The organism is Pseudomonas sp. M5A4_2d (assembly GCF_053345295.1).
Window position 1 is genome coordinate 230,734 of sequence record NZ_JBKEZW010000004.1, and the last position, 26,376, is coordinate 257,109.

The window sequence follows — 26,376 nt, forward strand, 5'->3', positions numbered from 1 at the left end:
GCACTACGCATGAAGCGATTGGCCGGACTTTCCGCACTTGCCTTGATTATCTCCAGCACCAGTGGCTGCGGTTGGATTTGGGGCCCGGATGGTTACTTCCGTGACCGCGGTAGCGATTACCTGGAAGCACAAGCAACCAAACCGATGCAACTGCCGCCCGACGTCAATGTCGCCAAGCGCCTTGACCCGTTGCTGCCGATCCCGCGCAACGTCGCCGACGACACCACCAAGGGTGAGTACGTGGTGCCGCGTCCACAGCCGATCTCGGCCGTGGCTGACGCCAGTGACTACAGCCTGCAGAAGAGCGGCGACAACCGCTGGATCATCGCTCAGCGCCCACCTGCCGAAGTCTGGCCGGTGGCGGTGCAGTTTTTCCAGGACAACGGTTTCCGCATTGATCAGCAGCGTCCGCAAACCGGTGAGTTCACCACGGCGTGGCAGCACGGCAGCGAACTGTCCGCCAACATGGCCAAGCGCCTGCAGGCCGGTGGTGTAGCCGCCGACAGCGAAGCCCGTGTGCGTGTGCGTATCGAGCCAGGCGTGCAACGCAATACCAGTGAAGTCTACGTGGTCAGCGCCGAGCGTCCTGCCGGCAGCACTGCCAACGTCGATTTCACCCCGCGTTCGGTCAACATGGGCGTTGACGCCGCGCTGGTCGACGAGATGCTGGCCAGCATGAGCCGTATCTCCGAGAAGGGTGGTTCAGTCTCCCTGCTCGCCGCCGGTAACTTCGACACGCCTAACCGCGTCAGCCTCACCGAAGACGGCAGCGGCAACGTGGTGCTGACCCTGGGTGAAGACCTCGACCGCGCCTGGGCCAGTGTTGGCCGTGCGTTGGAGCAAGGTCCTTGGCGCGTTGAAGACATCAACCGCAGCCTGGGCCTGTACTACATCAACGTGGCTGAAAAGGCCGAGAAGAAAGACGACGAGCCAGGCTTCTTCGGCAAGTTATTCGGCAGCAAGCCGACCAAGGAAGAGATCGAAACCCGCGCCGAGCGTTACCAGGTTCGTCTGAGCAAGGTTGGCGAGAGCGTGCAAGTTACTGTCGAGAAGAACATCAACACCGTTGCGCCTGCTGAAACAGCACGCAAAGTGTTGGGCGTGATTCAGGACAACCTGGGCTGATCCGATGCGCTTTGCCGTTCTCGGCAGCGGTAGCCAAGGGAACGGCACGCTGGTCGCTCATGACGACACGTACGTGCTGGTGGATTGTGGTTTCTCCCTGCGGGAAACCGAGCGGCGCCTGCTGCGCCTGGGGGTAAACCCCGCGCAGCTGAGCGCGATTCTGGTGACCCACGAACATGCCGACCACGTGCATGGCGTGGGTTTGCTGTCTCGGCGCTACAATCTTCCGGTGTACCTGAGTCGCGGCACCTTGCGCGGGATGCGCAAACCCATAGAACCCGCAGGTTTCCTGGCCGGTGGCGAGACGCTGCAGATTGGTGCGTTGAGCATCAATGTGGTTGCCGTAGCGCACGACGCCCAGGAGCCGACGCAGTACGTATTCAGTGACGGAGAGCGACGTTTCGGCGTGCTCACCGACCTGGGTTCCTACTGCTCAAAGGTACTGGACGGTTACCGTGACTTGGATGCATTGATGATCGAGTCCAACCACTGCCGAGACCTGCTGGCACGTGGTCATTACCCGTACTTTCTCAAGCAACGGGTGGGCGGCGAGCTTGGACATTTGAACAACCACCAGGCGGCGTACCTGGTGTATGAGTTGGGCTGGCAAGACTTGCAACACCTGGTCCTGGCCCACCTGAGCAGCAAGAACAACCTGCCGCAGCTGGCCCGGCAATGTTTTGTCGACACCCTCGGGTGCGATCCGGACTGGCTGCAACTGGCCGATCAAGATTCAGGGCTCGACTGGCGACACATCGCCTAGCCCACCATTTAGCAAGCGGAGCCCATCATGGAAAAACGTGAAGAACTCTACCGCGGCAAAGCCAAGTCGGTGTACAAGACCGACGACGCCAACCGCCTGATCCTGCTGTTTCGTAACGACACCTCGGCGTTCGACGGCAAGCGCATCGAACAACTTGATCGCAAAGGCATGGTGAACAACAAGTTCAACGCCTTCATCATGCAGAAACTCGAAGCGGCCGGCATTCCGACCCAATTCGACAAACTGCTGGGCGACAACGAATGCCTGGTGAAGAAGCTGGACATGATCCCGGTCGAATGCGTCGTGCGTAACTACGCCGCCGGCAGCCTGGTCAAGCGCCTGGGCGTGGAAGAGGGCCTCAAGCTCAACCCTTACACCTTCGAGCTGTTCCTGAAGGACGACGCCAAGGGCGACCCGTTCATCAACGAATCCCACGTCGTGGCGTTCGGCTGGGGCACCGCTGAGCAGCTGGTACGCATGAAGGAGTTGTCCCTCAAGGTCAACGACGTGCTGAGCAAGCTGTTCGACGACGCAGGCCTGCTGCTGGTCGACTTCAAACTGGAATTCGGCGTGTTCCACGACGGCTCCATCGTCCTGGGCGACGAATTCAGCCCGGACGGCTGCCGTCTGTGGGACAAAGACACCAAGAAGAAGATGGACAAAGACCGCTTCCGCCAGGGCCTCGGTGACGTTATCGAAGCCTACGAAGAAGTCGCCAAGCGCCTCGGCGTACCGCTTTAATCGACGCAAGCATCTGATAGAACGGAAAAAAATCGCTTTTGGGGTTTGCTTCCGCGAAACACACTGTTATGATGCGCGCCGTTGGAGAGATGCCAGAGTGGCCGAATGGGACGGATTCGAAATCCGTTGTACCTTCACCGGTACCTAGGGTTCGAATCCCTATCTCTCCGCCATTACATAGAAAAAGCCCCGTCGCTGAATAAGCGACGGGGCTTTTTTGTTTTCAGATGCTCGTACTTGTTTCTACCACTCCAGCCTCCCTGTTTTCTTGCGTAAGCCGCATTTCAGTCGTTCTCTGGGAGCGCAGCCCTGTTGGAGTAGGCCTGCAGAAGGGGCTGCTTCTGGCGCTTGTGCCTGTCGGCAGCCTTCATCGCCTTTGACTGTCTCTTGTTAGCGGTATCGACATCTGGTGCCTGAAAAGGTTGTTAGGGTCTACCTGGTTTTTCAGGGAAATCAACTCATCTACCAATCCCGAGTCTCCATAGTAAAGTTCCAGCCAACTGTCATCAGGCCTGCCGTTTACCACTAGCATGTCGACATCCGGATAGTTGATGTAGCAGCCTTCATATCGCCCCTCGACGCCCGGTCGCTGATTGGGTTGACTGGCATGGACGTCTTCGTAGATTTTATTGATCCATGCGAGTTGAATGTTGTCTTGAGCGGGGTCAGTCCAGTAGGTTTGATATTGAGACTTTAATATTGACTTACGCTGTGGAACAGCCGTGTTTCCTTGGCCCAGGCTATTGATTCTCCCACCATAAGAATCAATTTGGACAAGGGATTGGCTGAATGTCCCATGTTGGGAAGGGGTGCTCAGATTGTTATAAAATGCATCGCATTCTTCGTCGGTAAAGTTATCGACTTGGTAGGCAGACTTATACTTTCCTCTTTGATTGTTTCCTGATCCATTAATCATCTGGGTGATATAGAACCAATCCATGAGCAATCCAGGCGACGCTTGGCTGATAGCTCTGCCAGCCATGCTATGCGGTCTTGGCGCGATGTTGGGTAATACAAAACCGTCGTAGAACTTACCGTGGCCCGGTGCGGCACTGTTTATAGCCGAGAGAAAATCGTTAAAGGGAGCATCTCGCTCATGATCGCCCACCAGGCCATCGCATCCCGTGTATTGGATGGCAAGAATGATTTTGGGGTTGGCGTCGATGTGATTCAGTTTCAGCAGGCTGAATAGACCACCGTTGGCTTTTGATAAAATAGGCGAGGTTGCATCTGAATCGTTTTTGGCGAACCAGTCGTGATAGCCACGCAAAAATGTTCTAAAACTGATGGTGTCAAAGTCAGACCAGTCCCAGGAGAGCGTTGTCCAATACGCTTTTTGTGGCGCCTCGGGCAGGTCGTTGAAGTAGTAACGAATAATGATGCCGAAATTTCCGCCACCGGCTCCGCAGCAAGCCTTGAAAAGCTCTCGATGCAGTTTGAGATTTGAATGGGGGGTGACATGGACGGGGATTAACGATCTGCCGCTATTGGCGGGGTCCGGAATCAGGATGTCCACGCCGGTTACCCAGTCGACCGTCAACCCCTGAAGGCGCGACAGTAAACCGTAGCCACCGCCGCTGATGTGGCCTCCGAGCCCCACGGAGTAACACGAACCGCCAGGTATCGTCTTGCCGCTCTGTTTGTACATTGCCACATAACCATCCCAGTTCTGGCTACCTGTGAAAGCAGCGTATTGGTAATGGGTGGGGGTATGACTGTCATGTTTATAGAGCGGTTGAATATTGCCATCCGTATCATGAGAAAAACCTTTAAGTTCGCCCACGTCAATAATGGCTAGATTTTCGTTGTTTAATTGGTTCGACACGAAGCCTTCATAGCAATGTGCTCCGCTCCTTACGGTGATCCGAAAGCCTTGTGAGAGGGCTTCATTTGCAGCGTCCATTACTTCTTCTGGTGTTTTGCACACGTAGATTCGTTTCGCTCCCGTTCCGGGGCTTGGCGGCCAACGGAGATTGAAGCCTTTCTGTAAGGTTGAAAATGTCTTGTTGTCTTCCGTTATTGTAATAAAGCTAGAGTTGCCTGTTGGGGTACTCATATTTGTGCGCCTCCTTGCAAAAAAATATGTGCCCTGCGCTGCGCAAGTGTCCTGACTGTTAGTGCTCAATCAGAATGTAAGTGCGTGTTTCACTAGGCGTATCTCACCTTAGTCTATATTTTCACGCTGTCCATGCTTCTAGCTAAAACCCCTAGCCTAATACTTTTACATGGGTATCCGAAATGTAATCGGTTGCTAACGTCTTGCACTACTGTTTCGCCCGTGTTCTTGGCGGTAGAGAAGGGTGAGGTGCCTGTGTCGGCCGGCGTTCGCCGCCTTGTGTTTTCTTCTTTTGTCGTCGAATTTATTTTTTATGATGGACAATCTAAAAGCTTGCGCTAGCCTTAGGGGCTCACTCTAGCGTGAGGCGCCAATTCATCAAAGAGATGAGGTGTCAATAATCTCGGGCCATGTACGGCTCCTAGTATCGTTCTGAAGGAATAGAACAATGTCTAAGATTAATTTTTCATTACTGAAGTCAACCATAAATGATTCAGCTTCTTTGATGCCTGACATCGCCAATAAAAAAATCCTGATGGGCTTTTGGCATAACTGGCCAGCGGGCCACAGTGACGGTTATCAAGGTGGGCATTTCGCTAATCTAGAACTGGTGGATATACCCAAGGACTACAACGTTGTTGCCGTTGCTTTTATGAAAGGCCAGGGCATTCCTACGTTCAAACCCTATAACCTCTCGGACGACGAGTTTCGCCGCCAGGTGGGCGTGCTGAACAGTCAGGGCAGGGCTGTCTTGATCTCGTTGGGCGGTGCCGACGCTCATATCGAGTTGCACAAAGGGGATGAACAACCTCTGGCCAATGAGATCATCCGCTTGGTTGAAATATACGGCTTCGATGGGTTGGATATCGACCTTGAGCAAAGTGCCATTGATTTCGCTGACAACAAGACGGTGCTGCCGACAGCCTTGAAACTGGTCAAGGATCACTACAAGGGTGAGGGCAAGCATTTTATTATCAGTATGGCGCCTGAGTTTCCCTATCTCCGGGCGGGCGGCAAGTACGTTGATTACATTCAGGCGCTCGAGGGCTACTACGATTTCATTGCGCCTCAATACTACAACCAAGGTGGCGATGGGATCTGGGTTCAAGAATTCAATAACGGTCAGGGCGTCTGGATTGCGCAGAACAATGATGCGATGAAGGAGGACTTTCTTTACTACCTGACCGAGAGCCTGGTCACCGGCACTCGGGACTACATCGCCATCCCCGCGGACAAGTTCGTCATTGGCTTACCGACCAACATTGACGCTGCGGCGACAGGCTATGTCATTGAGCCTGCTGCGGTGGTTAATGCGTTTAAACGTCTCGATGCTGCCGGCCATTCCATCAAAGGACTGATGACCTGGTCGATCAACTGGGACAATGGCGTCAGCAGGGACAATGTCCCTTACGATTGGGAGTTCTACAATCGCTATGCCCCGTTGATTCACGGTGATACAGGTATCGGCGACCGGCCAACGGCTCCCGCCAATTTGTCCTACAAGGACGTGACTGAAACCCGCGTGACCTTGAGTTGGGGGGCCGCAGCCGGCCCTCGTCCAATTCAAACATACACGCTGTACCGCAACGGGACCCCCATAGGTCAGACGGCGAACTTGACGCGGGAAGACTCGGGTCTAACCCCGAACACGCAGTACAGTTACTTTGTTACGGCAACCGACTCTTTGGGAAAAGAGTCGCTTCCCAGCATGAGCCTGAGCGTTAGAACCGCCGGAGACGTAACCGACCCCGAGTATCCTGAATGGCAATTGGACCATCGGTATCGCAAGGGGGATGGCGTGACTTACGAGGGCAACAGGTATTTGTGCCTGCAAGAGCACGCATCAAACTCAGGCTGGACACCACCCGTCGCCTTTACCCTGTGGTCGAAGGTCGCAATCAAACGGCGAGCTTAGAGCGGTACGAAAAAGCCCGGCAGAAGTGCCGGGCTTTTCTTTGCCTTCGAGTAGGGCTATTTCGTTTCTGTCGTCCGGTCAGCCAGGCTGGGCCACCAAGCTATTGCTCACATTACGCCCCAGCACCAGCACCGTTACAAAGCCACAGCCCACCAACGCTGTCGCCAGGCTCAACAACACCGCGCTACCCATTTGATCGACAATTTGGCCGCCGAAGAACGACCCCAAAGCGATGATCACCTGGAACAAGGCAACGAACAGTGGCATGCCGCGTTCGACGTCCTTGGGGGCGACGACAAACATCCAAATACTGGCGCAAGCCGGGAAGGCGCCGAAGGCGAAGCCCCAGAGTGCGATCAGCATTGCGGCGCCGGTCATGCCGGTGGCGAAGTAGGGGAGCAGGGCGGTGCTGGTGCCGATCATCAGTGCGACCAGCAGCAGGGTGTGACGCACGCTGCGGTTGGCGGCGAAACCGGCAAAGACATTGCCCATCACCCCGGCCACGCCGTAGAGCAGTAGCAGTGAGCCAATTGTCGGGCCGTCGAAGCCGGAACTGTTTTTGAAGAAGGGCGCAACATAGGTGTATGCAGCAAAGTGCGCCAGGCCGATCAGCAAGACAGCGATCAAGCCGACCCGTGCTTGCGGGTTGATAAACAAGGCTGGCAGATCACGGATCTGAATAGCCTTTTCCGGGGTGAGTCGCGGTAGCAGGAATACCTGCGCCAGCAGCACCGGTACGCCCACGATTGCGGTGACCAGAAAGGTCATGCGCCAGCCCATCAGGCCACTCAGCCACGTACCCACGGGCACGCCCAGTACCGTGGCCAGGGTCACCCCCATCATGATGATTGAGGTCGCCTTCGCTACGCCCACGCCCTTGGGGGCCAGGCGGCCGCTGAGGGCGATGGCCGTTGCCCAGAAACCACCGATGCTGATACCCAGCAGCACGCGGCCGAACAGCAGTAGGTTGAAGTCGCTGGCGTAGGCCACGACCGTGTTGGCGATGATCATGATCAGCGTCAGGCCAATCAGCAGGTAACGCCGGTCCATGGCGCCAATGCTCACCGACAGCAAAGGCGCAGCGAGGGCGGCCATGATGCCGGGCAGGGTGACCATCAGGCCGGCATGACCGGCACTGATGCCGAGGTCGCTGGCGACGTCGTTGAGTACGCCCACGGGCAGAAACTCACTGGTCACCAGGGCGAAGGCACCCACGGCAACCGAGAGAATCGCCAGCCACTGCTGTTTGACACTCTGTTGATTATGTTCAGGGCGGCCGCTGGAGGCCTGGCTGACGCTTGGCATGGTGTTGGGTTCCATAGGGGAATGTCGCTTGAAATCAAGCGATGCACGGGCAGGAAAAGTGGAGGCGATTATAGGAATTGGTTTTGCTAATTACACAGGCGATCGTTTCGATAATAACCATCAGTGCAATCGATTCGACGCCCTACGGGACGATTGCGCTTTTCGTACCGGTTTCTCCAATGTTGCCTACAAACAGCGCGTTGCGGCTCTCACGGTAACTGCCTATCTTGGTTTTGAGGCATTTTCAGGTAGAAAATCCCACACCGCAAAGGACATGCAGCATGAGCAAAAACATCAAAAGAACCTCCGATAACATGGCCAGTCTGGCCGCGGAAACGCTCAGCAACCCCAATTCCTCAGCCATTGCCAAAAGCCTTGCTGCTTCAGCGTTGGCTCAGAGCGGTAACGATAAGCAGACGAGTGCAGAGATGGAGGAGAAAGCCGGGAAGGCGCTTCAAAGCGATAAATACAGCGACGCTACAAAATCCCTTGCTGCCTCGGTTCTCTCCCAAGCCAATAAAGAACGGGGAAACTGAATTACACGCTCCTCAATTACCTGAAAAAGCCCCGTAGCCAAATAAGCTATGGGGCTTTTTCGTAGCCGGGTGTCCCGGTTTTCTCGGCGGGCTCGCCTCTATTATTTGCGTCTCAGTGAATGGCGTCCGGCTGCTCGGCGCGAATCGCCCAAAGGCCGGCAGTCACCCGAGGCTTAACCTGCTGATGGAAACGGCGCATTGTGCTATCTGCTGCTGTACTTCCCTATCGTTACGGAGCATGACCACCATGAAGATCCGCCACGAACACGCCGTTGGATACCGCACTGCACTTTTATTCGGGGCTTGCCTGGGCGCAGCTTTGCTCGCAGGCCAAGCCTATGCCTCCGGTGATGAGTCGGCACCGCCCAAGCCCAACTGCCCCAAAGGCCAGGTCTGGGACACCAAGACCGGAAAATGCGTGCTGCAAACCAGCAAAGCCACCTCAGACACCGACCGTACCGACTATGCCTACCGCCTGGCGAAAGATGGGCGCTATGACGAGGCGCTGGCCTTGCTTGATACCCTGCAAAACCCGAACACCGCCAAGGCCCTCAACTACCGCGGCTACGCCACGCGCAAACTGGGGCGTACCGATGAAGGCATCAGTTATTACCTGAAGTCGGTCGCGCTCGACCCCAACTACGCCCAGGTTCGCGAGTACTTGGGTGAGGCCTACGTGATCAAGGGCCGCGTCGACTTGGCGCAAGAGCAATTGGTGAAAATCAAAGCCTTGTGCAGCACCACCTGCGAAGAGTACGAAGACCTGGCCGAAGCCATTGCTGCCGCGCCACAGGCTTGAAACATATGAGTGAACTCGCAGGGTACAGCCATCACCCGTGATGGCTGTATTTCGTCGCGACTAGAGCGTGTTGTTCTGACAACAGCCCCCGGCCGAGGACTGCGCAATAGCAGTATGATATCCTTGTGCCATCACGCATTGTGATCGTCACGGAGGATGTTATGAAGACGTTGTCGTTGGTAGGGTTGCTGGTGGTATTGGCCGTTAGTCCGATGTTCGCGGTGGCGTGCCCGAAAGGCACGCACCCGGTGGGTGGCACTGGGTCGCACCACAAGGGTGGGACTTGCCAGTAGCCATTGTTTGGGCTTGGGCTGGGCTAGTGCTGTAGGCTGTCGCTGGCAATCGCCAGCGATGTGCTCACCAGTTTCAATACTCGGTTACGACCACCTTCTGCCAGTAAATAAGTACCGTCCCCCGTTCGCACAATCGACTGCGGCGCCTTCAAGAACGACAGAATCGTCTGTTGCTGCCCCTGTTTGTCGATCAGCAGCAACCTTGCCCGATGCGTCGAGTCTTCATTGACCCACAGCCCGCGTTCATCGCACATCAAAAACGTCGGTTTGTTCAGGCCCGCCATCACCACAGGGTCGCTGCCGTCTTCGGTCAGCTCCCGTACCACACCTTTTTTCTTTTCCGTGTAGAGCATTCGGCCGTCGGTGCAACGGGTAACGGATTCGCCTTCGTGCAACTGGTCGCGCACGACGGTCAGGGATTGGTCGCTCCAGCGATAACGCAATAGCCGCCCATTGTCCTTGCGGTCTTCGATGGCGTAGAGGTCATCACCCTCGACCCACAGGCCTTGAACGTTTTCACCCCGGAACAGCTCAGTGACGACACCCTCCTTGAGAAAGCTGACGGGGGCGTCGCCGGTTTCCTGGCTGAACACCCAGCCGCCGTGGGTTGCGAACATGCCGTCAGGTTTGGACAGGCTGCCGACCACCACTTCGCGTTGCCCGTCGGGATGGATGCGCACGATGCTGCCTTTCGCATCGTTGAGTTCCTGGCTGACCATCAGCGAGCCGTCAGGCATAGGCATCAGCGAGGCCGCTTTGGGCACATCGCTGTGCACGGTTTGAACACTCCAGCCGGCCGCCGCGCTCACGGGGTAGAAGCTTTGCCAGGCGAAAAAGCCCAAGGTTGCACTACCCATCAAGCCGATCAGACTTAACCCCCATCGCAGAAATTGATGCAGGGATCCGGTGTCAGTCATTTTTATCTTCCTTGTTTATTGATCAAGCTGTCGGTCAGCGTCGCTGAGATCTCACGCGTCTGCCGAGGGGGCGTGTGCGCCGTGACTCTGGAACCGCGCGGCATAATCCTGGCCACCGTAAAACACTCCCAGGATCGACACCGCATGAGTATCGGCGGCGACCCTGAATGCGATGGCGGTGGTATGCCGGTAATGGGTGATGCGCAACGTGGGTAGCAGATCGTCACGGCGGGTGCCGCGCAAGGGCAACACGCAAAGGCTTTCGCAGTAGCTGATGAGGTTGTCAACAAAGCGTCCCGCTACCACTGGGGATTCGGTATCGCTGATGTAGTCTTCGAGGGCGTCAAGCTGGGCTAACGCCTCAGGCGCAAAGGCTACCGAATGACTCACGGTTTTTCGGTACTCTTTCGCTGACGTTTTGTCGCCATGTGTTCGCGAACCTGCTCGGCGGACAGTGCCCGGCCAGGGTCGGCCGTGAGAGCGGCAGCCGCAGGGATCACCTGGTCGCGCAACCAGTCCTCCATCGCGCGGTCACGCGCCAGCAGCACCCTCAGGCCGTCGCGTATGACTTCACTCTCGGTCGCGTATTCACCGGCAGCGACCTTGGCTTTGACCAGGGCGGCCATCTCGAGTGGCAGGGTGATGCTCATTTGCTGGGTTGAGCGCATGTCGACGTCCGCAGGTGTTGAGTAGGATTCAATCCTGCTGGTCCATTGGCGTGTTGCAAGAAGCAACTGACCGATACCGCTCGATGGCGTCTCGTCGTCGGTCCAAAAAGGGTGGGGGTTCTGGCAGGTTTCCATGAGCGTCTTTCTCTCCCGTTGAGTAGGTCAGGTCGAAAGTATTGACGCTTTTTGCCGACTGTGTGGCGCCGGCGGGCGAATAACCCACTGATATGTATGACTTCATATTTGTAGCAGGGTTATTAATACAAACCGGCCCCGTCACGCATGGCGCCCCATCACCGCCCATACGATAATGCCCCTCAAATCGACCACACTGGCCTTCCCGTGAACATCAACTTCGACCTCAACGACCTCCAAGCCTTCCGCGCCGTGGTGGACAAGGGCAGTTTTCGGGGTGCCGCCGAGGCCATCCGTATCTCGCAGCCGGCTCTCAGCCGGCGTATCGAAAAGCTTGAGTCCGCCCTCGATGTAAAGTTGTTCGAGCGCACCACGCGGCGGGTCAGCCTGACCATGGTCGGGCGAGCGTTCCTGCCCCAGGTGGAGCGCATACTCGACGACCTTGATACCGCCTTGATGGGCATCAGTAACGTGGCGTCCACGCGCATGGGTAACGTCACCATCGCCTGTGTGCCGTCCACCGCTTACTACTTCATGCCCCACGTAATCTCCGAATTCCACAAGCTGTACCCGAAGATTCGCCTGCGGGTGCTGGATGCCAGTGCCGGTGAGGTGTGCAACGCGGTGGAAAGTGGCGAGGCAGATTTCGGCGTGAGTTTCAGTGGCAGCCTGGCCGACGAGGTGGAGTTCGAGCTGCTGTTTCAGGAGCGCTATGTGCTGGCCTGTCGCCGTGGTCATCCGTTGGCCGAGCGCGCGAGCGTGACCTGGGCCGAAGCTTATGAGCACGACTACATCACCGTGGACAAAACCTCAGGCAACCGCTTCCTGCTGGACCAGGCCTTGCGTGGCGTGCGCGTGAAAAAACCGAGTATTTGCGAGACCCACCACGTGACCACAATGATCGGGCTGGTGGAGGCGGGGTTGGGGGTGGCGATGGTGCCGTCGATTGCGATGCCGGCGGGCACCCATCCCATCCTGGTGAGTGTGCCGTTGGTCGAGCCGCAGGTGATGCGCCATGTGGGCCTGATAAAACGCCGCGGGCGGACATTGCCGCCAGCGGCGCTGGAGTTGGAACGGTTGGTACGGGAGATGCCGTTTCGGTCAGCGTGATACCGAGTCCAGGCCGGTGGATTGCACCACCGGTTGCGCTTCGGGCGAGGCCAGGTAATGCAGCAACGCCTTGGCCTGGGCCGGGTGGTCGGCGTTGACCGGTATGCCCGCGGCAAAGCGCGTCACCGACTGCACGTCTTCCGGGATCTTGCCGACGTAGGTCACGCCCGGCACCGGCAACAATTCCGCCACCTGCTGCAAGCCCACCTCGTAATCACCCTTGGCGACCTGTTCGGCAACCGGGAGGCGTTCGATCATCGTGCCTTTGGCCGGCATGCCGAGCTTCTTGAACAGCTCCTTCTCGACATACACACCGCTGGCGCTGTCCGAGTACGCCACGGACTTGGCCTTGCTCAGCACTGCTTTCAACTCGGCATCGGTGCCGATTGCAGGCTTGGCCGCGCCTTCCTTCACCACCATGCCAATGCGCGAGTCCGCCAGTTCGACGCGGGACGCAGGGTCGACCTTGCCCTGTTTGATCAAGTCATCCAGGGCATAACCGACCATGATCACCACGTCGGCATGTTCGCCACGGGCCAGGCGGTTGGGAATCGCTTCCGGCGCCTTGCCCATCGACGGGCCGAGGATAGTGTCGAGGGTGTCACCGCTTTGCTGGGCGTATTGCGGGCCCAGCAATTTATACGCGGCGGTGAAACCACCGGAGGTCATCACCTTGAGTTCTTCGGCCTGTGCCGTCAGCGCCAGGGCGCCTAGGGCCAGGGCCGCCAGGGTTTTGAACAACGGCTTCATCACGCAGCCCCCTGCATCACCTGCCCACGGGTATTGGCGCGACGATACAACGCCAGGGTCGAACACAAGGCGCACAACGCGGCAAACATCATCCAGTAGGCCGGCGAAGCCTTGTCTTCGGTGATGTGAATGAACCAGGTGGAGATCGCCGGGGTGAACCCACCGAAGATCGCCGTCGCCAGGCTATAGGCCAGGGAGAAGCCCGCCACGCGCACTTCCACCGGCATGATTTCGGTCAGGGCCGGAATCATTGCGCCGTTGTACATGCCGTACAGGAACGAGAACCACAGCAGGGTTTCCAGCATATGCGCGAAGCTTGGCGCGTTCACCACGAACGACAGCGCCGGGTACGCGGTGATAACGGTCAGGGCGGTCATCGCCACCAGCACCGGCTTGCGGCCGAAGCGGTCGCTCAGGGTGCCGCCGATCGGCAGCCAGACAAAGTTCGACACGGCTACCAGCAACGTCACCAGCAGTGCATCGGAGGTGCTCAGTTGCAGCACGGTCTTGCCGAAGGTCGGCGCATACACGGTAATCAGGTAGAACGCGGTGGTGGTCATGGCCACCATCAGCATGCCGCCGATGACCATGGTCCAGTTTTTCACCAGGGTCGCCAGCACTTCGCGCATGGTCGGGCGATGCTTGCGATTGGCGAACTCTTCGGTTTCCTGCAGGTTACGGCGCAGCACGAAGATGAACGGGATGATCACGCAGCCGATGGCGAACGGAATGCGCCAGCCCCAATCGGCCACCACGGCCGGTTGCATCCAGACGTTCAGGCCATAGCCCAAGGCGGCCGCGACCACGATGGAGATCTGTTGGCTGCCCGACTGCCAGCTGGTGTAGAAGCCTTTGCGCCCGGGTGTGGCCATTTCGGAGAGGTAAACCGAGACACCCCCCAGTTCTGCACCGGCAGAGAAGCCTTGCAGCAAGCGGCCCAGCAACACCAGCAACGGTGCCCACAGACCGATGGTTTGATAACCCGGCACCAGCACGATCAGCAAGGTCCCGCTGGCCATGATCGACAGCGTCACGATCAACCCTTTGCGGCGACCCACGTCGTCGATATAGGCACCCAAAATGATCGCGCCCAGTGGACGCATCAGGAAGCCTGCACCGAAGACGGCGAAGGTCATCATTAATGACGCAAACTCATTGGCGGCGGGGAAGAACGCGGCAGCGATATAGGTGGCGTAGAAGCCGAACAGAAAGAAGTCGAACTGTTCGAGGAAGTTGCCCGAAGTAACGCGGAATACCGCACCAACTTTCGAGCGGGCAGAGTCGGGCCGGGAAGGGCTAGTCATGATTTTGTGTCTCCAGCGTTCTTTTTAAAGTGCTTGTTTCGCTTAAGACCGCGGATAGTGGCTGACACATTTAGAAATGATAAGTGAGTAATTTGGATGTATTGATGCGCCAAGGCTATCAATCGTCAGTCGCGTCAAAAATCCACACCCTGTTCTATGCTTAAGGTGTGACCAATTCTTACGGATGGGAGGTGGCAATGGCTAACGAACAGAAGCGTCAGGATGAGTCGGCGCGCGAGCAACCCGAGCGACGGCATGAGGAAGAAAAGCCGCAGACCTGGAAGCATCCAGATGACGGGCATGAGCTTTCCGAGCGGGATCAGGAGCGCCCGCTGAAACCCTGAATATCCAGGCAATGATGATCAAACGGTGGGAGCTGGCAAGCCGGCTCCCACTTTAATTCCATATTCAGCCTTGAATCGGCGTACACAACTCCACCAACGTGCCATCCGGGCAACGCACATACGACACCACTTGCCCCCAAGGCTTGGTGCTGGGCGGCGACAGCTCCTTTGCGCCATGCATGAGCGCCTTGGCATGGGCGACGAACACATCTTCGGTCACGAACCCAACCTCCATTCCCAAAGGCTTTTTAGAGGCATGCGCCGCTATGTGCCCGCCCTCGAAATTCAGTTCGCCCAATTCATGGGCGGCAAACGAGAGGGTGGTGTCGCCGGTTTCCAATTCGCCATAGGTGCCCGATTCATGCAGGAATCGGCGACTGAAACCGAAGGTCTTTTCGAAGAATGCCAGTGATGCGGCCACGTCCGGCACATAGATGATGGTGTAGGCGAATTTCATGGTTAAGCAGTCCTTGCTCAGAGAGTCAGCGTATTAAAAGACAGGTATTGGCTTATGAAACCAGCGCGGAAACAGGAAAGCCCAGCGCCAGTACCCAATAGGCCACCACTGCCGCCAGGCACAGGCCGATAAACACCCGCAGCAACGTCCTCTCGGTGGGGTGTGCGAGAAACCTGACAACCCAGAGGCAGTACCCGGCCACGACAATGGCCAAGGCGAGAATGACCAGCACGAGTGTGTTCCTGTGACCTTCAAACGCTGATTTATAGCGCCAAAGCCACCCGATGAACAGTGCGCACATAGACGCAGCCCCCTGGCCTTTCTAAACTGCGGCTTGTCTTGGGGAAAGGGGCGGGCGCCGATGAATCGCAATGAATTACGCAAGGCCGACATCAACCTGATGGTGGTCTTCGAAGCACTGATGCTCGAGCGCAATGTGACGCGTGTGGCGGAGAAGCTGTTTCTCGGCCAGCCCACCATCAGCTCGGCCCTCAACCGTTTGCGCACCTTGTTCAATGACCCGCTGTTTATTCGCGTCGGCCACCGCATGGAGCCCACCGCCCGTGCCGAAGAGATCATCCAGCACCTGTCGCCGGCCCTCGATTCCCTGTCATCGGCCTTGAGCCTGACCCACGATTTTGACCCCACCCAGAGCACCATGACCTTCCGCATCGGGCTGTCCGATGACGTTGAGTTCGGCCTGCTGCCGCCCTTGCTGCGGGCCTTGCGCCAGGAGGCGCCGCTGGTGGTATTTGTGGTGCAGCACGTGGATTACTGGCGTATCCCCGACCTGCTGGCTTCAGGCGATATCACCGTTGGCATCACCCAGACACGCGGCCTGCCGGCAAATGCCAAGCGTAAACTGTTGCGGCATATCCGCCCCTGCCTGTTGCGGGCCGACGCCTCGGACAAACCGCTGACGCTCGACGAATATTGCGCCCGCCCGCATGTACTGGTGTCCCACACCGCCAACGTGTCCGGGTTTGCCGATGAATGGCTGGCGGAGATTGGTCGCAAGCGTCATGTGGTGTTGTCCGTGCCGCAGTACAGTGCGCTGCCGGCGTTGCTCGCCGGCACCGACATGATCGCCAGCCTGCCGGACTACACGGCCCAGGCCATGGCGGCCGGCGGGCACCTGTTTTGCGAGCCATTTCCATTCGAAACCCCGACCCTGGACTTGTCCATGGTTTGGCTCAGCCATGTCGACACCGACCCGGCGGAACGTTGGATGCGTTCAAGGCTGGAGGCATTTATGAGCGAGCGGGACATGCTGCCGGTGCTGGCGCCAAAATCTTGAGATAAGCCCTTCAGGGAGAGCCACCGATGATCCTATCCCGTTCCTTGCTGCGCGGACGCGGCAGCCATGACAGCGGCAAGGTGGGCATGGTCGAGCTGTTTTTCGACCTGGTGTTCGTGTTTGCCGTGACCCAACTGTCCCATTCGCTGCTGGCCCATCTGACCCTCGGCGGCGCGGTGCAGGTGGCGTTGATGATGGTCGCGGTCTGGTGGGTGTGGATCTTCACCTCATGGGTCACCAACTGGCTCGACCCGGAGAAAATCCCGATTCGCATCGGCCTGTTCGGCTTGATGGTGGCCGGCCTGCTGTTGTCCTCGTCGATTCCCAAGGCATTTACCGACCGCGGTTTGCTGTTTGCCGGTGCCTACGTCTTTATGCAAGTAGGCCGCACGCTGTTCGCGTTGTGGGCCGTGCGCGGCGAGTCACTCAACATGACCCGTAATTTCCAGCGGATCCTGGCGTGGATGCTCTGTTCCGCGGTGTTCTGGGTCACTGGCGCGCTGTTCGAAGGTGAGCAGCGCCTGGCGTTCTGGGCGCTGGCGCTGTTGATTGAGCTGGTCTCGCCGTCGGTGTATTTCTGGGTGCCGGGGCTCGGGTGTTCGACACTGGCGGACTGGAATGTGGAAGGCAACCACATGGCCGAACGTTGCGGCCTGTTTGTGATCATCGCCCTGGGCGAATCATTGCTGGTGACCGGCGCCACCTTCGCGCAGTTGCCCTGGAGCATGGAAGGCCTGGGCGCATTTCTGGTGGCGGTGGTGGGCAGCATTGCCCTGTGGTGGATCTATTTTGACAGCGGCGCCGAGCGCGCCCATCACCGTATCGCCAGTTCTGCCGACCCGGGTCGCCAGGCACGAATTGCCTACACCTACCTGCACGTATTGATCGTCGCCGGGATCATTGTGAGTGCAGTGGCTGATGAGCTGGTGCTGGTGCATCCGGGGCATGCCAGCCAGGCGGGTGTCATGGCGATCATCGCCGGCCCCGGGGTGTTTCTGTTGGGCAGTGCGCTGTTCAAGTGGGTGATGAGTGACCGGCCGTTGCCGCCGTTTTCTCACCTGGGCGGGTTGCTGATGTTGCTGGTGCTGTTGCTGCTGGGGTTATCGCAGGTGTTTTCGGCCTTGGCACTGGGGGCGCTGACCACCGCTGTATTGGTGATCGTAGCGTTTTGGGAAAACCGCTCGTTGCGCAGCGTGACCGAAGTTTCACATTGAAAGCGCTCCGAATCAGTTCGGCTGCGTGCTATACGTATGACTCTTTTCCTACAACCATTCGGAGCTTTTCATGCCGCACCTGCACCTGGAATACACCGCCAACCTCACAGGCCTTGCCGTCGAGAAGACGCTGCTGCGGCTCAACAACGTGCTGATGGCATCCGGGCAGTTCGGTTCCGAGTTCGATATCAAAAGCCGCGCCGTGAAGGTCGAGAGTTTCCAGGTCGGCACCTCCCTCGGCCCGCGCGGCTTTATCGCGGTGAAGCTGTCGCTGCTCAGCGGGCGGTCACCGCAGGTCAAGCAGCAGCTGTCGCAAAGCCTGTTGGCGGCATTGCAGGACCTGGGTGATTGGCCGGCGGATGCGCAGGTTCAACTCAGTGTCCAACTGGTGGACATGGATCGCGATTCCTACAGCAAGGTAGCGATCGGCTAAGGGTTACAGTAGCCCCTGGTCCGCACACACCTTCACCACCTGCTCGCGAAACCATGTGTTGGCGCGGTCCTGCTCACTGGTTTCGTTCCACTGCATGTCCAGTGTGAACCCCGGTAAACCGTTGGGCGCTTCGCAATGGCCGAACACCGTGGCCGGGGCCAGCAGCTTTTGTACGCGGCGCGGCAGGGTAACGATGAAGTCAGTGCCGGTGATCATCTTCAAGGCCGCGCTGTAGCTGTTGGCCCGGGCGATGACCTGGCGCTTGTGGGCCTGGCGTGTAAGCCAGCCGTCAATCATGTTGGTGTCGGACGTCCACGGCGTGGGGAACACGTGGCGCCGCTCGACGAACGATTGCAGGCTGAACGTCGGCTCGCGCGGTGCCGAGCGTTTATCGAACACGCACACCAGGTCGTCTTCCAGCAGCATCTGGGTCTTGAAGTCTTTGTGGGCGCGGTGAAAGTGCGGGCCGAAGCAAATCACCAGGTCGAGGCGGCCTTCACGCAGGTCGTCGGCGGGGATCTCGGTTTCCAGCTTTTGCACATTGACGATCACCGGCAGGTCGGCGTGGTCGAAGTTCTTCAACAGGCGCGGCAGGATCAACTGCTCGAAGTATTCCGGGGCGCACACATTGAAGGTCACGGCCTTCTGCGTCGGGTCGAAGGCCTGGCCACCGGCATGACACAGGTTGATGCTTTCCAGGATCTTCTGCACATGCTCGTACATGGTGGTGGCTTTGTACGTAGGGCGCATGCCCGCCCGCGTGTTGATAAACAGCTCATCTTCAAAACTGGTGCGCAGTTTCTTCAGGCTGTAGCTCACGGTGGACTGGCTGACGAACAACGTTTCAGACACCTCGGTAACGCTGCTCTGGTCGTAGACGGCGATAAACACCATCAAGTCCTGCATATCGAGCTTTCTGAGCAAATTACTGTTTAGCATCCATTCCGTCCGGTAAGCCTTGGCACTGAGGCAGCGCGCGACAAGGGCAAAAGCTTAACGGAACGGTCGTGCCAATAGAAAGTGCTGTAGGTCGTTTCTATGTTTGGCTTGGGACAAAAAATGTTGGCAACACGACGTCAGCGGATATGTTGCGCGTAATGCTTTGGGTTGAACTGCGTGACGATCAACAGCATCACGACGATCACCGCGGTCAGCGACCACCATGCCCATTCGAAGCTGCCCAATTGGTCGCGGATCATCCCGGCGATAAGGGGTGACAGGCCAGCGATCAGATAGCCGATGCCTTGCACAAACGCGGTCAGGCCGCCGGCGCGGCGAGGGTTGTCGAGGTGGTCGAGGGACAGGATCAGGCTCATCGGAAACAGGCCGCCAATGCCCAGGCCCAGCAGGCATGGCCACAACAGGCTCACGTGTTGCGGGCTCAGGATCAGGCCGCCGAACCCCACGATGATCAGCACCAGCAGCACCGCCACCACACCGCGTTTGTCCTGGCGGCGGTTGGCGATGGCCGGGGTAATCAGCCCGGACACCACTTCCATCGCGGTCAAGAACCCCAGCAGCAAACCGGCGCTCTGTTCGCTCCAGCCTTGCTCGACGTAATACGGCGCCAGCCATGCCAGTACACAGGTGTAGGACGCGGTACCAAGACCAAAAAAGACCGCCAGCAACCAGGCCCGGCGATTGCCCAAAAACGATTCCTGCGCACCGGCGTCGGCGTGCGTCAACGGCGGCAGCACCGAGCGCTGGGCATACCAGAACACTAGGGCCAACAACGCCAACACGGCCCAGATCGCCAGGCCGATGCGCCAGCTGCCGGTCTGCACTTGCACGAATGGCGAGAACGAAGCTGCCAGCGCCGCGCCGCCCATGATGGCGGTGACGTAGAGGCCCATGAACAGCGAAACGTTATCGCTGAACCGCGACTTGATCAGCGCCGGCATCACGGCCTGGATCATCGCAATGCCCACGCCGGCAGCGATTGCGCTGACGATCAGCTCCAGCGCCGAATCCAGAAACAGCCGTGAGAGCGTGGCGAGGCCAATGACTGCCAGCGACATCACAATGCTGCGGTGCTCGCCAAAACGCTTGGCCAGGCCCATGCCAAAGAACATCGCCAGGCCCATGGCCATGACCGGCAGCATGGTCAGCAACGCCGCGCTGCTGAAACTCAACGGCACATCCGTGCGAATCGACGACAACAGCGGGCCAATGGCGGCCATCGACGGGCGCAGATTAAGGGCGACCAGTACAACGCTGATCATCAGCCAGACAGCGGTGGCGGGTTTTGCGTGAACGTTTTCCATGGGCGGGCCTTGAATAGACAAGGGCGAATCAGGCCACGCACGGGGAGGGGGGGGCAAATCAGAAAGTCGTTGGGGCTATCTAAAAATTGCAGATGACTGAGACACCGCCAATCGAAAGGTGGGCTTGCTCGCGAAAGCGGTGTGTCAGTCACAGATTCATTGCCTGATACACCGCATTCGCGGGCAAGCCCGCTCCCACAGGGGACCTTCGTCGTTAGTGGGAGCGAATCACATGCTTGATCTCCTGAAACGCCGCCAGCCCCCACGGGCCCAACTCGCGGCCGATGCTGCTCTGTTTGTAACCGCCCCATGCCGTCTGCGGGAAGATTACCTGCGGCGCGTTGATCCATACCAGCCCGGCCTGCAAGGCATTGGCCACGCGGTCGGCGGTTTCGGCATCGGTGCTCACCACACTGGCCACCAGGCCGAAATCGCTGTCGTTGGCCAACGCAATGGCCTCTTCCTCGGAGGCAAAACGGCGTACACACAGCACCGGGCCGAAGATCTCTTCGTTCCACAAGGCACTGTCCAACGGCACATCGGTGAATACCGTCGGGCGAATGAAATAGCCCTTCGCCAAGTCCGCCGGGCGATCACCGCCACACAACAACCGCGCGCCATCGTGAACGCCGCGTTGAATGTGCCCCAGCACCCGCTGATACTGCGCCCGGTTAATCAACGCGCCCATTTCCACATCGTCGACAAACGGGTCCGCCACACGAATCCCTTCAGCCCGCGCCTGCAAACGCTGCAGGAATTCATCCGCGAGGCTGTCCGCTACCAGCACGCGGCTGGTGGCGGAACAGATCTGCCCGGCGTTGAAAAAGCCGCCGCCACAGGCCAGTTCCACTGCCAGGTCGAGGTCGGCATCGGCCAATACCAGCAATGAGGATTTACCCCCCAATTCCAGGCTTACACCCTTGATGGTTTCAGCGGCACGTTGCATCACCTGCACGCCGACGGCGTTACTGCCGGTGAAGGAAATCTTCGCGACTCGACGGTCCGCTGCCAGCGGTGCACCGACTGCCAAGCCGGCGCCGCAGACCAGATTGAACACCCCGGCCGGGAACCCTGCCTCAGCAATAATCCGCGCCAGGTGCAGCTCCGCGAGCGGCGTAACTTCCGACGGCTTGAGCACCACGCAACAGCCGGCAGCCAGCGCCGGGGCGAGTTTCCAGGCGGTGGTGACCATCGGGAAATTCCACGGCACGATCAGCCCCACCACGCCGCACGGCTCTCGTCGCAGGCGCGCGCAGAAATCATCGGCGGGCAGTGCCACCGGGCGGTCTTGCCCGGCGTCCATCTCTTCGGCGATGCCGGCGTAGTAGTCGAAGGTGGCGACCACGTCATCCACATCCATGCCCGCTTCAAACAGAGGCTTGCCGCTGTTGCTCGATTGCAGCCGCATCAAGTGTTCGCGTTGCTCGCTCACGCCCCGGGCGACCTTGCGCAGCAGGGCGCCGCGATCACTGCCGGTGCTTTTCGACCAGTCGATGAAAGCCGCACTGGCCGCGCCGACCGCTTGGCTCACGGCGCTCGCATCACCCACGCTGACGTGGGCCAACGTCGCCTCGGTGGCCGGGTTGATCACCTCCAGCACTTCATGGCCCGTCCGCCATTCCCCACCGATAAACACACCGTTCAATACTGTGCTCATACCGCTACCGCCTTCATCCAGAGCGCCTGGTCGATTTCAATCAGCGTCGGCCCCTGGCGATCGGCGGCGGCGCGCAATGCCGTGCGCAGTGGCTCGATGCCCTGGATGCTTTCGGCAGCGCAGCCCAAGGCCGTGGCCACGCCGATGAAGTCCGGGGTGTAGATGTCCACGCCGACCGGCTCGATGGAACGGTTAACCATGTATTTCTTGATCTCCTCGTAGCCCTGGTTATTCCACAGCAGCACGATCACCGGCACGCGCGCTTCCACCGCGCTGGCCAGTTCCGGCAGGGTGAACTGCAGGCCGCCGTCGCCGATCAGGCACACCACCGGCTGCCCGTCGCCGCGCCCCAACCAGGCGCCGATGGCCGCAGGCAGGGCGTAACCCAAGGTGCCGTAGCCGGTGGATGAGTTGAACCAGCGGCGTGGGTGGTCGAGGTTCAGGGTCAGGTTGCCGCTGTACACCGGTTGGGTGGAATCGCCCACCAGCACGGCATCGGGCAGTTCCTCCAGGACGGTGTTGAGGAACAGGGTTTGCGCGCGCGTGGCGGCGTCCCAGGCGGGCGTCAATTCGGCCCACAAACGGGCGACGCGCTGAGTGCCCCAGTCGCTGTGGCGAGCGGGCAATGGCGCGGTTGTCAGTTCCGCCAGCAAGGCTTCGGCGGCTATTTGTGCATCGGCCACCAGCGCGACATGCGGCGGGTAGTTGCGCACGGTCTGGTCGGGGTCGATGTCGATCCGCAGCAGTAAACCTGGAATCTCAAAGCCGCCGGCGAAGGTCACGTCATAGTCGGTTTCCGCCAGCTCCGTGCCGATGGCCAGCACCACATCGGCTTCGGCGACGAGGGCGCGGGTGGCGACAAGCGTTTGGGTCGAGCCGATCAGCAATGGGTGTGTGGACGCCAGCATGCCCTTGGCATTGATGGTCAGGGCCGTCGGTGCGCCGAGGGTTTCGGCCAGGTGCATCAGTGGCGCGGCGGCATCAATGGCGCCGCCACCGGCGAGGATCAACGGGCGTTTGGCGGCCGCGAGCAATTGGCTCATCTGCTTGACCGCCGACGGCGCCGCACCGGCGCGCGCGACGCTGACAGGCATAATGTCGAGCAGTGCATCGGCGTTTTCGACCAGCACATCCAGTGGAATCTCGATATGCACCGGGCGCGGTCGACCGGCCTGGAACAGCGCAAACGCGCGCGCCAATACGCCAGGCAACTCCGCTGCCGACATCAAGGTATGGGAGAACGCGGCGACGCCCGCGATCATCGCGCCCTGGTTCGGCAGCTCGTGCAACTTGCCGCGTCCGCCGCCCAATTGGCTGCGCGATTGCACGCTGGAAATCACCAGCATGGGGATCGAGTCGGCATAGGCCTGGCCCATGGCGGTGGTGATGTTGGTCATGCCCGGGCCGGTGATGATGAAACACACCCCTGGCTTGCCGCTGGTGCGCGCGTAGCCGTCGGCCATAAAGCCTGCGCCCTGCTCGTGGCGCGGAGTGACGTGCCGGATGCGCGAACGCGCCAGGCCGCGGTACAGCTCCACGGTGTGCACGCCGGGGATGCCGAACACCTGGTCCACGCCGTAGCTTTCCAGGAGGTTGACCAATACTTCGCCGCAGGTGGCCATACATGTCGCTCTTGTGATGGATTCGAGGCGGTATTGGACCGGTTGGCCCGTAGCGGCAACAATCGATAAAAAGTCATACTAGCCATGTCTCCACGTCATGGCTGAGCCCGATGAAACGCCTTCCGCCGCTGCCTGCGTTGCACACCTTCTGGGTCACGGCCCAGTGCTGCAACTTCACCCGCGCCGCCGAACACCTGCACATCACCCAAGGTGCGGTGAGCCGGCAGATTGCCGGGTTGGAGCGCCATTTGGGCTACGCCTTGTTCCAGCGCCAGGCGCGGGGCTTGAGCCTGACCGAAGAAGGCCGAGAATGGTCGTTACGCGCACAGCAGGTGTTCGGCCTGATCGGCGATGCCGTGGAGCAAATCGGCCGTCGCCGCCAGACCCTGCAGCTCAAGGCCTCCACTTGCGTGATGCGCTGGCTGCTGCCGCGCTTGATGCAGTGGCAAAAGGAGCGCCCGGATGTGCCGGTGGAACTCACCACCACCGTGGCCTACACCGTGGACTTTCGCCGCGAGCAATTCGACGCGGCAGTGATCTATGCGCCCATCGCCGAGCAGTCGAGCGAGGCGCGGCACTTGTTTGATGAGCAACTCACGCCGGTTTGCGCGCCTGCTTTGCTCGATGGTTTGCACACAGCGGCGGATTTGCAGCAACAGGTGCTGCTGCACCCCACACGCGATGAGCGCGATTGGGCGTTGTGGTTGAAGGCAGCCAATACGCGCTTGAGCAACCTGGCCCAGGGGCATCATTTCGAGACATTGGATTTGGCAATGACGGTGGCCTCCCAAGGGTCCGGGGTGGCGATTGGCGACAGTGCGTTGATTGGCGAGGATGTGAAGGCCGGGCGGTTGGCGACGCCGTTTGAACTGCGGGTGCCGACGGGGATGGGCTATTACCTGGTGTATCCGCCGGGGACTGAGCCGTCGGCTGGGCTGGAAGCACTGATGGATTGGTTGGTGAGCCAGGCACAACAGTCTTGGCACTGAAGATCCAAATGTGAGAGCGGGCTTGCTCGCGAAAGCGATGTGTCAGTTAACGATGCTCTAACTGAACCAGCGCCTTCGCGAGCAAGCCCGCTCCCATCGTGTTGACCGCGCTCGGTCAGTAGCCGACCGTGAAACGCTGGCGCGAGTGCTTCGGCGTTTCTACTTCGTCGATCAGCGCGATGGCGTAGTCGGCAAAGCTGATCCAGCTACGGCCGTCGCTACTGACCAGCAAATCATCCTGACCCAGGCGGAATTTCCCGGTGCGCTCGGTTTCTACGAACTCTGCCGACGGCGACAGGAAGGTCCAATCCAGTTCCTTTTCCTCACGCAGCGTTGCCAGAAACTCAGCCCCCGCGCTGGCTTCGGCCTTGTACTCTGCCGGGAAGCCCGGGCTGTCGATCACGCGGCTGCCGCCTGGCAACAGCAGCGAACCGGCACCGCCCACCACCAGCAAGCGTTTCACACCCGCTTTCTTCACCGGGCCGATCACGGCGCTGGCCGGCAGGGTGGCAAAGTGCGCCGCACTGATCACCACATCGTTGCCGCTAATGGCCTGTTGCAAGGCTTGCGCATCCAGGGCATCGACTTGTTTAACGGTGACACCCGGGCGGGCGGCCAGTTTGTCGGTATTACGGGCGAGGGCGGTGACGGTATGCCCACGGCGCAACGCTTCTTCCAGCAGTTGGCTACCGGCACGGCCGGTGGCCCCAATGATTGCAATCTTGCTCATGACGTTCTCCAGTTCGTTAAAGGGTTAAAACCATTCACCACTTCATTTCGCCCTTGGCGACTTTGGCACTCAGTTCCAGTGAGCTTTCGTCGGCGAGGGTGGGGTAACGCTTTTTCATGGCCGCGATCAGGGCAGCGGAGTCCTTGGCCTTGGCGGTCTCAATGTCGAACGCCTTGATGTAGTCGGCGGTAAAAGCCACAGACTTCAGCGATGGGTTACCCAGGTAATGGCCTGGAATCACCGTGTTCGGTTTCAACTGTTCAATACGTTGCAGCGTAGCCAGCCAGTCTTTGTGCGACTGTGCGCTCTGGGTGTCGGCCATCCACAGGTGAATGTTCTCGGCGACCACGACACCGCCAACCACGGCCTTGATCGAAGGAATCCATACAAAGCTGCGATCCGGCTGTGGGCCGTCCAGCCCGATGACTTCCAGCTGCTGGCCTTCCAGGCTCAGGCTATGGCCTTCAAGCACCTGTGGCACGATGGTTTTAGCCGGTTTGTCGGCCCCCATTTTCGGCCCCCAGAATTCCAGCTTGCCGGCCACGGTCGCCTTGATATGGTCGACCACTGGTTGCGGTGCCAGTACCTTGGCGTCGGGGAAGGCGGCGGTCAGGGTGTCGAGGCCGAAGTAGTAGTCCGGGTCGCCATGGCTGATGTAGATGGTGGTCAGGTGCTTGCCGCTGGCGCGGATCTTTTGCACAAGCTGCTCGGCCTGGCCTTTGCCGAATTGCGCGTCCACCAGAATCGCGTCTTTCGCGCCGCTGACCAGCACAGAGCTGACGGGGAAGATGGCTGCTTCACCTGGGTTATACACGTCGAGTTTCAGCTCTGCCGCCGAAGCGTGGGCGGCGAAGGCCAGCGCGGCAGTCGTCAGGGTCAGGCGCTTGAGAGTGGATAGCATCGGGGGCAGCTCCAGTAATCGTTAAGTGATGCACAGAGCTTAGTTGCACTA

At 59.2% G+C, this 26,376-nt stretch carries 29 protein-coding genes and 1 tRNA gene; 15 read left to right on the plus strand and 15 right to left on the minus strand.

The annotated features are described in order from the left end of the window. Positions 1 to 9 precede the first annotated feature (9 nt). The 4 genes from bamC to ACLBW8_RS14175 all read left to right on the plus strand — a co-directional run bounded on the left by bamC (position 10) and on the right by ACLBW8_RS14175 (position 2,802). Entirely contained in the window at positions 10 to 1,125 is a 1,116-nt protein-coding gene (gene bamC / locus ACLBW8_RS14160) for an outer membrane protein assembly factor BamC (protein WP_064451319.1), read from the plus strand. A gap of 4 nt (positions 1,126 to 1,129) precedes the next feature. After that, a complete protein-coding gene (locus ACLBW8_RS14165; RefSeq protein WP_064451320.1) occupies positions 1,130 to 1,888 on the plus strand; it encodes an MBL fold metallo-hydrolase in 759 nt (252 codons plus the stop codon). A 27-nt stretch (positions 1,889 to 1,915) separates the two neighbouring features. Next, the gene (purC, locus tag ACLBW8_RS14170) at positions 1,916 to 2,629 is read left to right on the plus strand and encodes a phosphoribosylaminoimidazolesuccinocarboxamide synthase (RefSeq protein ID WP_073521641.1); all 714 of its coding nucleotides are present in this window, start codon (positions 1,916 to 1,918) and stop codon (positions 2,627 to 2,629) included. Positions 2,630 to 2,712: 83 nt separating this feature from the next. Next, positions 2,713 to 2,802 (plus strand) — tRNA-Ser (locus ACLBW8_RS14175). 194 nt (positions 2,803 to 2,996) lie between these two features. On the opposite strand, the gene ACLBW8_RS14180 is transcribed toward ACLBW8_RS14175, so the two are convergent. Next, positions 2,997 to 4,685, minus strand: coding sequence for an FAD-binding protein (locus ACLBW8_RS14180; RefSeq protein ID WP_447805609.1), 1,689 nt, complete (start codon positions 4,683 to 4,685; stop codon positions 2,997 to 2,999). A gap of 448 nt (positions 4,686 to 5,133) precedes the next feature. On the opposite strand from ACLBW8_RS14180, the gene ACLBW8_RS14185 reads away from it, so the two are divergent. Beyond that, on the plus strand, positions 5,134 to 6,600 hold the full coding sequence (locus ACLBW8_RS14185; RefSeq protein WP_447805610.1) for a carbohydrate-binding protein: 1,467 nt from the start codon (positions 5,134 to 5,136) through the stop codon (positions 6,598 to 6,600). A gap of 78 nt (positions 6,601 to 6,678) precedes the next feature. Here the strand turns inward: ACLBW8_RS14185 and ACLBW8_RS14190 are convergent, their stop codons facing one another. After that, the gene (locus ACLBW8_RS14190; RefSeq protein ID WP_447805663.1) at positions 6,679 to 7,905 is read right to left on the minus strand and encodes an MFS transporter; all 1,227 of its coding nucleotides are present in this window, start codon (positions 7,903 to 7,905) and stop codon (positions 6,679 to 6,681) included. Positions 7,906 to 7,933: 28 nt separating this feature from the next. Between ACLBW8_RS14190 and ACLBW8_RS14195 the strand changes: the two genes are divergently transcribed. The 4 genes from ACLBW8_RS14195 to ACLBW8_RS14210 all read left to right on the plus strand — a co-directional run bounded on the left by ACLBW8_RS14195 (position 7,934) and on the right by ACLBW8_RS14210 (position 9,533). Continuing rightward, positions 7,934 to 8,218 carry a hypothetical protein gene (locus ACLBW8_RS14195; protein ID WP_447805611.1) on the plus strand — a complete coding sequence of 95 codons (285 nt, stop codon included), beginning with the start codon at positions 7,934 to 7,936 and terminating at the stop codon, positions 8,216 to 8,218. Then, the gene (locus ACLBW8_RS14200; RefSeq protein ID WP_447805612.1) at positions 8,187 to 8,441 is read left to right on the plus strand and encodes a hypothetical protein; all 255 of its coding nucleotides are present in this window, start codon (positions 8,187 to 8,189) and stop codon (positions 8,439 to 8,441) included. Before ACLBW8_RS14195 ends, ACLBW8_RS14200 begins: the two co-directional genes overlap by 32 nt. Positions 8,442 to 8,688: 247 nt before the next feature. Next, positions 8,689 to 9,240: a tetratricopeptide repeat protein gene (locus ACLBW8_RS14205; RefSeq protein ID WP_221294194.1), complete on the plus strand. Its 552-nt coding sequence runs from the start codon at positions 8,689 to 8,691 to the stop codon at positions 9,238 to 9,240. A gap of 161 nt (positions 9,241 to 9,401) precedes the next feature. Then, positions 9,402 to 9,533 (plus strand): hypothetical protein, encoded by a 132-nt coding sequence (locus ACLBW8_RS14210; RefSeq protein ID WP_257784296.1) that lies wholly within the window; start codon positions 9,402 to 9,404, stop codon positions 9,531 to 9,533. 23 nt (positions 9,534 to 9,556) lie between these two features. On the opposite strand, the gene ACLBW8_RS14215 is transcribed toward ACLBW8_RS14210, so the two are convergent. From ACLBW8_RS14215 to ACLBW8_RS14225, 3 genes are all read right to left on the minus strand, one after another. Beyond that, entirely contained in the window at positions 9,557 to 10,390 is an 834-nt protein-coding gene (locus ACLBW8_RS14215; protein ID WP_410524795.1) for a hypothetical protein, read from the minus strand. 111 nt (positions 10,391 to 10,501) lie between these two features. Then, on the minus strand, positions 10,502 to 10,840 hold the full coding sequence (locus ACLBW8_RS14220; protein WP_447805613.1) for a type II toxin-antitoxin system RelE/ParE family toxin: 339 nt from the start codon (positions 10,838 to 10,840) through the stop codon (positions 10,502 to 10,504). Continuing rightward, positions 10,837 to 11,118, minus strand: a complete 282-nt coding sequence (locus ACLBW8_RS14225) for a type II toxin-antitoxin system ParD family antitoxin (RefSeq protein WP_259745791.1) — start codon at positions 11,116 to 11,118, stop codon at positions 10,837 to 10,839. Before ACLBW8_RS14225 ends, ACLBW8_RS14220 begins: the two co-directional genes overlap by 4 nt. A 342-nt stretch (positions 11,119 to 11,460) precedes the next feature. On the opposite strand from ACLBW8_RS14225, the gene ACLBW8_RS14230 reads away from it, so the two are divergent. Next, positions 11,461 to 12,363: a LysR family transcriptional regulator gene (locus ACLBW8_RS14230; protein ID WP_064451328.1), complete on the plus strand. Its 903-nt coding sequence runs from the start codon at positions 11,461 to 11,463 to the stop codon at positions 12,361 to 12,363. Here the strand turns inward: ACLBW8_RS14230 and ACLBW8_RS14235 are convergent. After that, positions 12,355 to 13,113 (minus strand): substrate-binding domain-containing protein, encoded by a 759-nt coding sequence (locus ACLBW8_RS14235; RefSeq protein WP_447805614.1) that lies wholly within the window; start codon positions 13,111 to 13,113, stop codon positions 12,355 to 12,357. The two genes, ACLBW8_RS14230 and ACLBW8_RS14235, sit on opposite strands and share 9 nt — an antisense overlap. After that, entirely contained in the window at positions 13,113 to 14,417 is a 1,305-nt protein-coding gene (gene tcuC / locus ACLBW8_RS14240; RefSeq protein WP_128586705.1) for an MFS transporter, read from the minus strand. The genes ACLBW8_RS14235 and tcuC overlap by 1 nt, the downstream gene beginning before the upstream one ends. 197 nt (positions 14,418 to 14,614) lie before the next feature. Here tcuC and ACLBW8_RS14245 point away from each other — a divergent pair, with 197 nt between their 5' ends. After that, positions 14,615 to 14,761: a hypothetical protein gene (locus ACLBW8_RS14245; RefSeq protein WP_167353680.1), complete on the plus strand. Its 147-nt coding sequence runs from the start codon at positions 14,615 to 14,617 to the stop codon at positions 14,759 to 14,761. Between the two features lie 64 nt (positions 14,762 to 14,825). Here the strand turns inward: ACLBW8_RS14245 and ACLBW8_RS14250 are convergent, their stop codons facing one another. Then, positions 14,826 to 15,218 (minus strand): VOC family protein, encoded by a 393-nt coding sequence (locus ACLBW8_RS14250; protein ID WP_064451331.1) that lies wholly within the window; start codon positions 15,216 to 15,218, stop codon positions 14,826 to 14,828. 52 nt (positions 15,219 to 15,270) lie between these two features. Then, complete coding sequence (locus tag ACLBW8_RS14255; protein WP_447805615.1) at positions 15,271 to 15,450, minus strand: hypothetical protein; 180 nt, start codon at positions 15,448 to 15,450, stop codon at positions 15,271 to 15,273. Positions 15,451 to 15,579: 129 nt separating this feature from the next. Between ACLBW8_RS14255 and ACLBW8_RS14260 the strand changes: the two genes are divergently transcribed. From ACLBW8_RS14260 to ACLBW8_RS14270, 3 genes are all read left to right on the plus strand, one after another. Then, positions 15,580 to 16,515: a LysR substrate-binding domain-containing protein gene (locus tag ACLBW8_RS14260; RefSeq protein ID WP_064451333.1), complete on the plus strand. Its 936-nt coding sequence runs from the start codon at positions 15,580 to 15,582 to the stop codon at positions 16,513 to 16,515. A gap of 26 nt (positions 16,516 to 16,541) precedes the next feature. After that, entirely contained in the window at positions 16,542 to 17,729 is a 1,188-nt protein-coding gene (locus ACLBW8_RS14265; RefSeq protein WP_447805616.1) for a low temperature requirement protein A, read from the plus strand. Positions 17,730 to 17,799: 70 nt separating this feature from the next. Continuing rightward, positions 17,800 to 18,162 (plus strand): 5-carboxymethyl-2-hydroxymuconate Delta-isomerase, encoded by a 363-nt coding sequence (locus tag ACLBW8_RS14270; RefSeq protein ID WP_064451335.1) that lies wholly within the window; start codon positions 17,800 to 17,802, stop codon positions 18,160 to 18,162. 3 nt (positions 18,163 to 18,165) lie between these two features. Here ACLBW8_RS14270 and ACLBW8_RS14275 read toward each other — a convergent pair whose 3' ends face one another. From ACLBW8_RS14275 to ACLBW8_RS14290, 4 genes are all read right to left on the minus strand, one after another. Further along, positions 18,166 to 19,101, minus strand: coding sequence for a LysR family transcriptional regulator (locus ACLBW8_RS14275; protein ID WP_262667293.1), 936 nt, complete (start codon positions 19,099 to 19,101; stop codon positions 18,166 to 18,168). Positions 19,102 to 19,238: 137 nt separating this feature from the next. Then, positions 19,239 to 20,426, minus strand: a complete 1,188-nt coding sequence (locus ACLBW8_RS14280) for a cyanate transporter (protein ID WP_447805617.1) — start codon at positions 20,424 to 20,426, stop codon at positions 19,239 to 19,241. A 214-nt stretch (positions 20,427 to 20,640) separates the two neighbouring features. After that, entirely contained in the window at positions 20,641 to 22,083 is a 1,443-nt protein-coding gene (locus tag ACLBW8_RS14285; RefSeq protein ID WP_447805618.1) for an aldehyde dehydrogenase family protein, read from the minus strand. Beyond that, positions 22,080 to 23,705 (minus strand): 5-guanidino-2-oxopentanoate decarboxylase, encoded by a 1,626-nt coding sequence (locus ACLBW8_RS14290; RefSeq protein WP_447805619.1) that lies wholly within the window; start codon positions 23,703 to 23,705, stop codon positions 22,080 to 22,082. The genes ACLBW8_RS14285 and ACLBW8_RS14290 overlap by 4 nt, the downstream gene beginning before the upstream one ends. A gap of 110 nt (positions 23,706 to 23,815) precedes the next feature. Here ACLBW8_RS14290 and ACLBW8_RS14295 point away from each other — a divergent pair, with 110 nt between their 5' ends. After that, positions 23,816 to 24,694, plus strand: a complete 879-nt coding sequence (locus ACLBW8_RS14295) for a LysR substrate-binding domain-containing protein (protein WP_221294206.1) — start codon at positions 23,816 to 23,818, stop codon at positions 24,692 to 24,694. 115 nt (positions 24,695 to 24,809) lie between these two features. Here ACLBW8_RS14295 and ACLBW8_RS14300 read toward each other — a convergent pair whose 3' ends face one another. Together ACLBW8_RS14300 and ACLBW8_RS14305 are read right to left on the minus strand one after the other, a co-directional pair. Beyond that, complete coding sequence (locus tag ACLBW8_RS14300) at positions 24,810 to 25,424, minus strand: NAD(P)-dependent oxidoreductase (RefSeq protein ID WP_447805620.1); 615 nt, start codon at positions 25,422 to 25,424, stop codon at positions 24,810 to 24,812. Positions 25,425 to 25,458: 34 nt separating this feature from the next. Beyond that, positions 25,459 to 26,325: an MBL fold metallo-hydrolase gene (locus tag ACLBW8_RS14305; protein ID WP_447805621.1), complete on the minus strand. Its 867-nt coding sequence runs from the start codon at positions 26,323 to 26,325 to the stop codon at positions 25,459 to 25,461. Between the last annotated feature and the right edge of the window lie 51 nt (positions 26,326 to 26,376).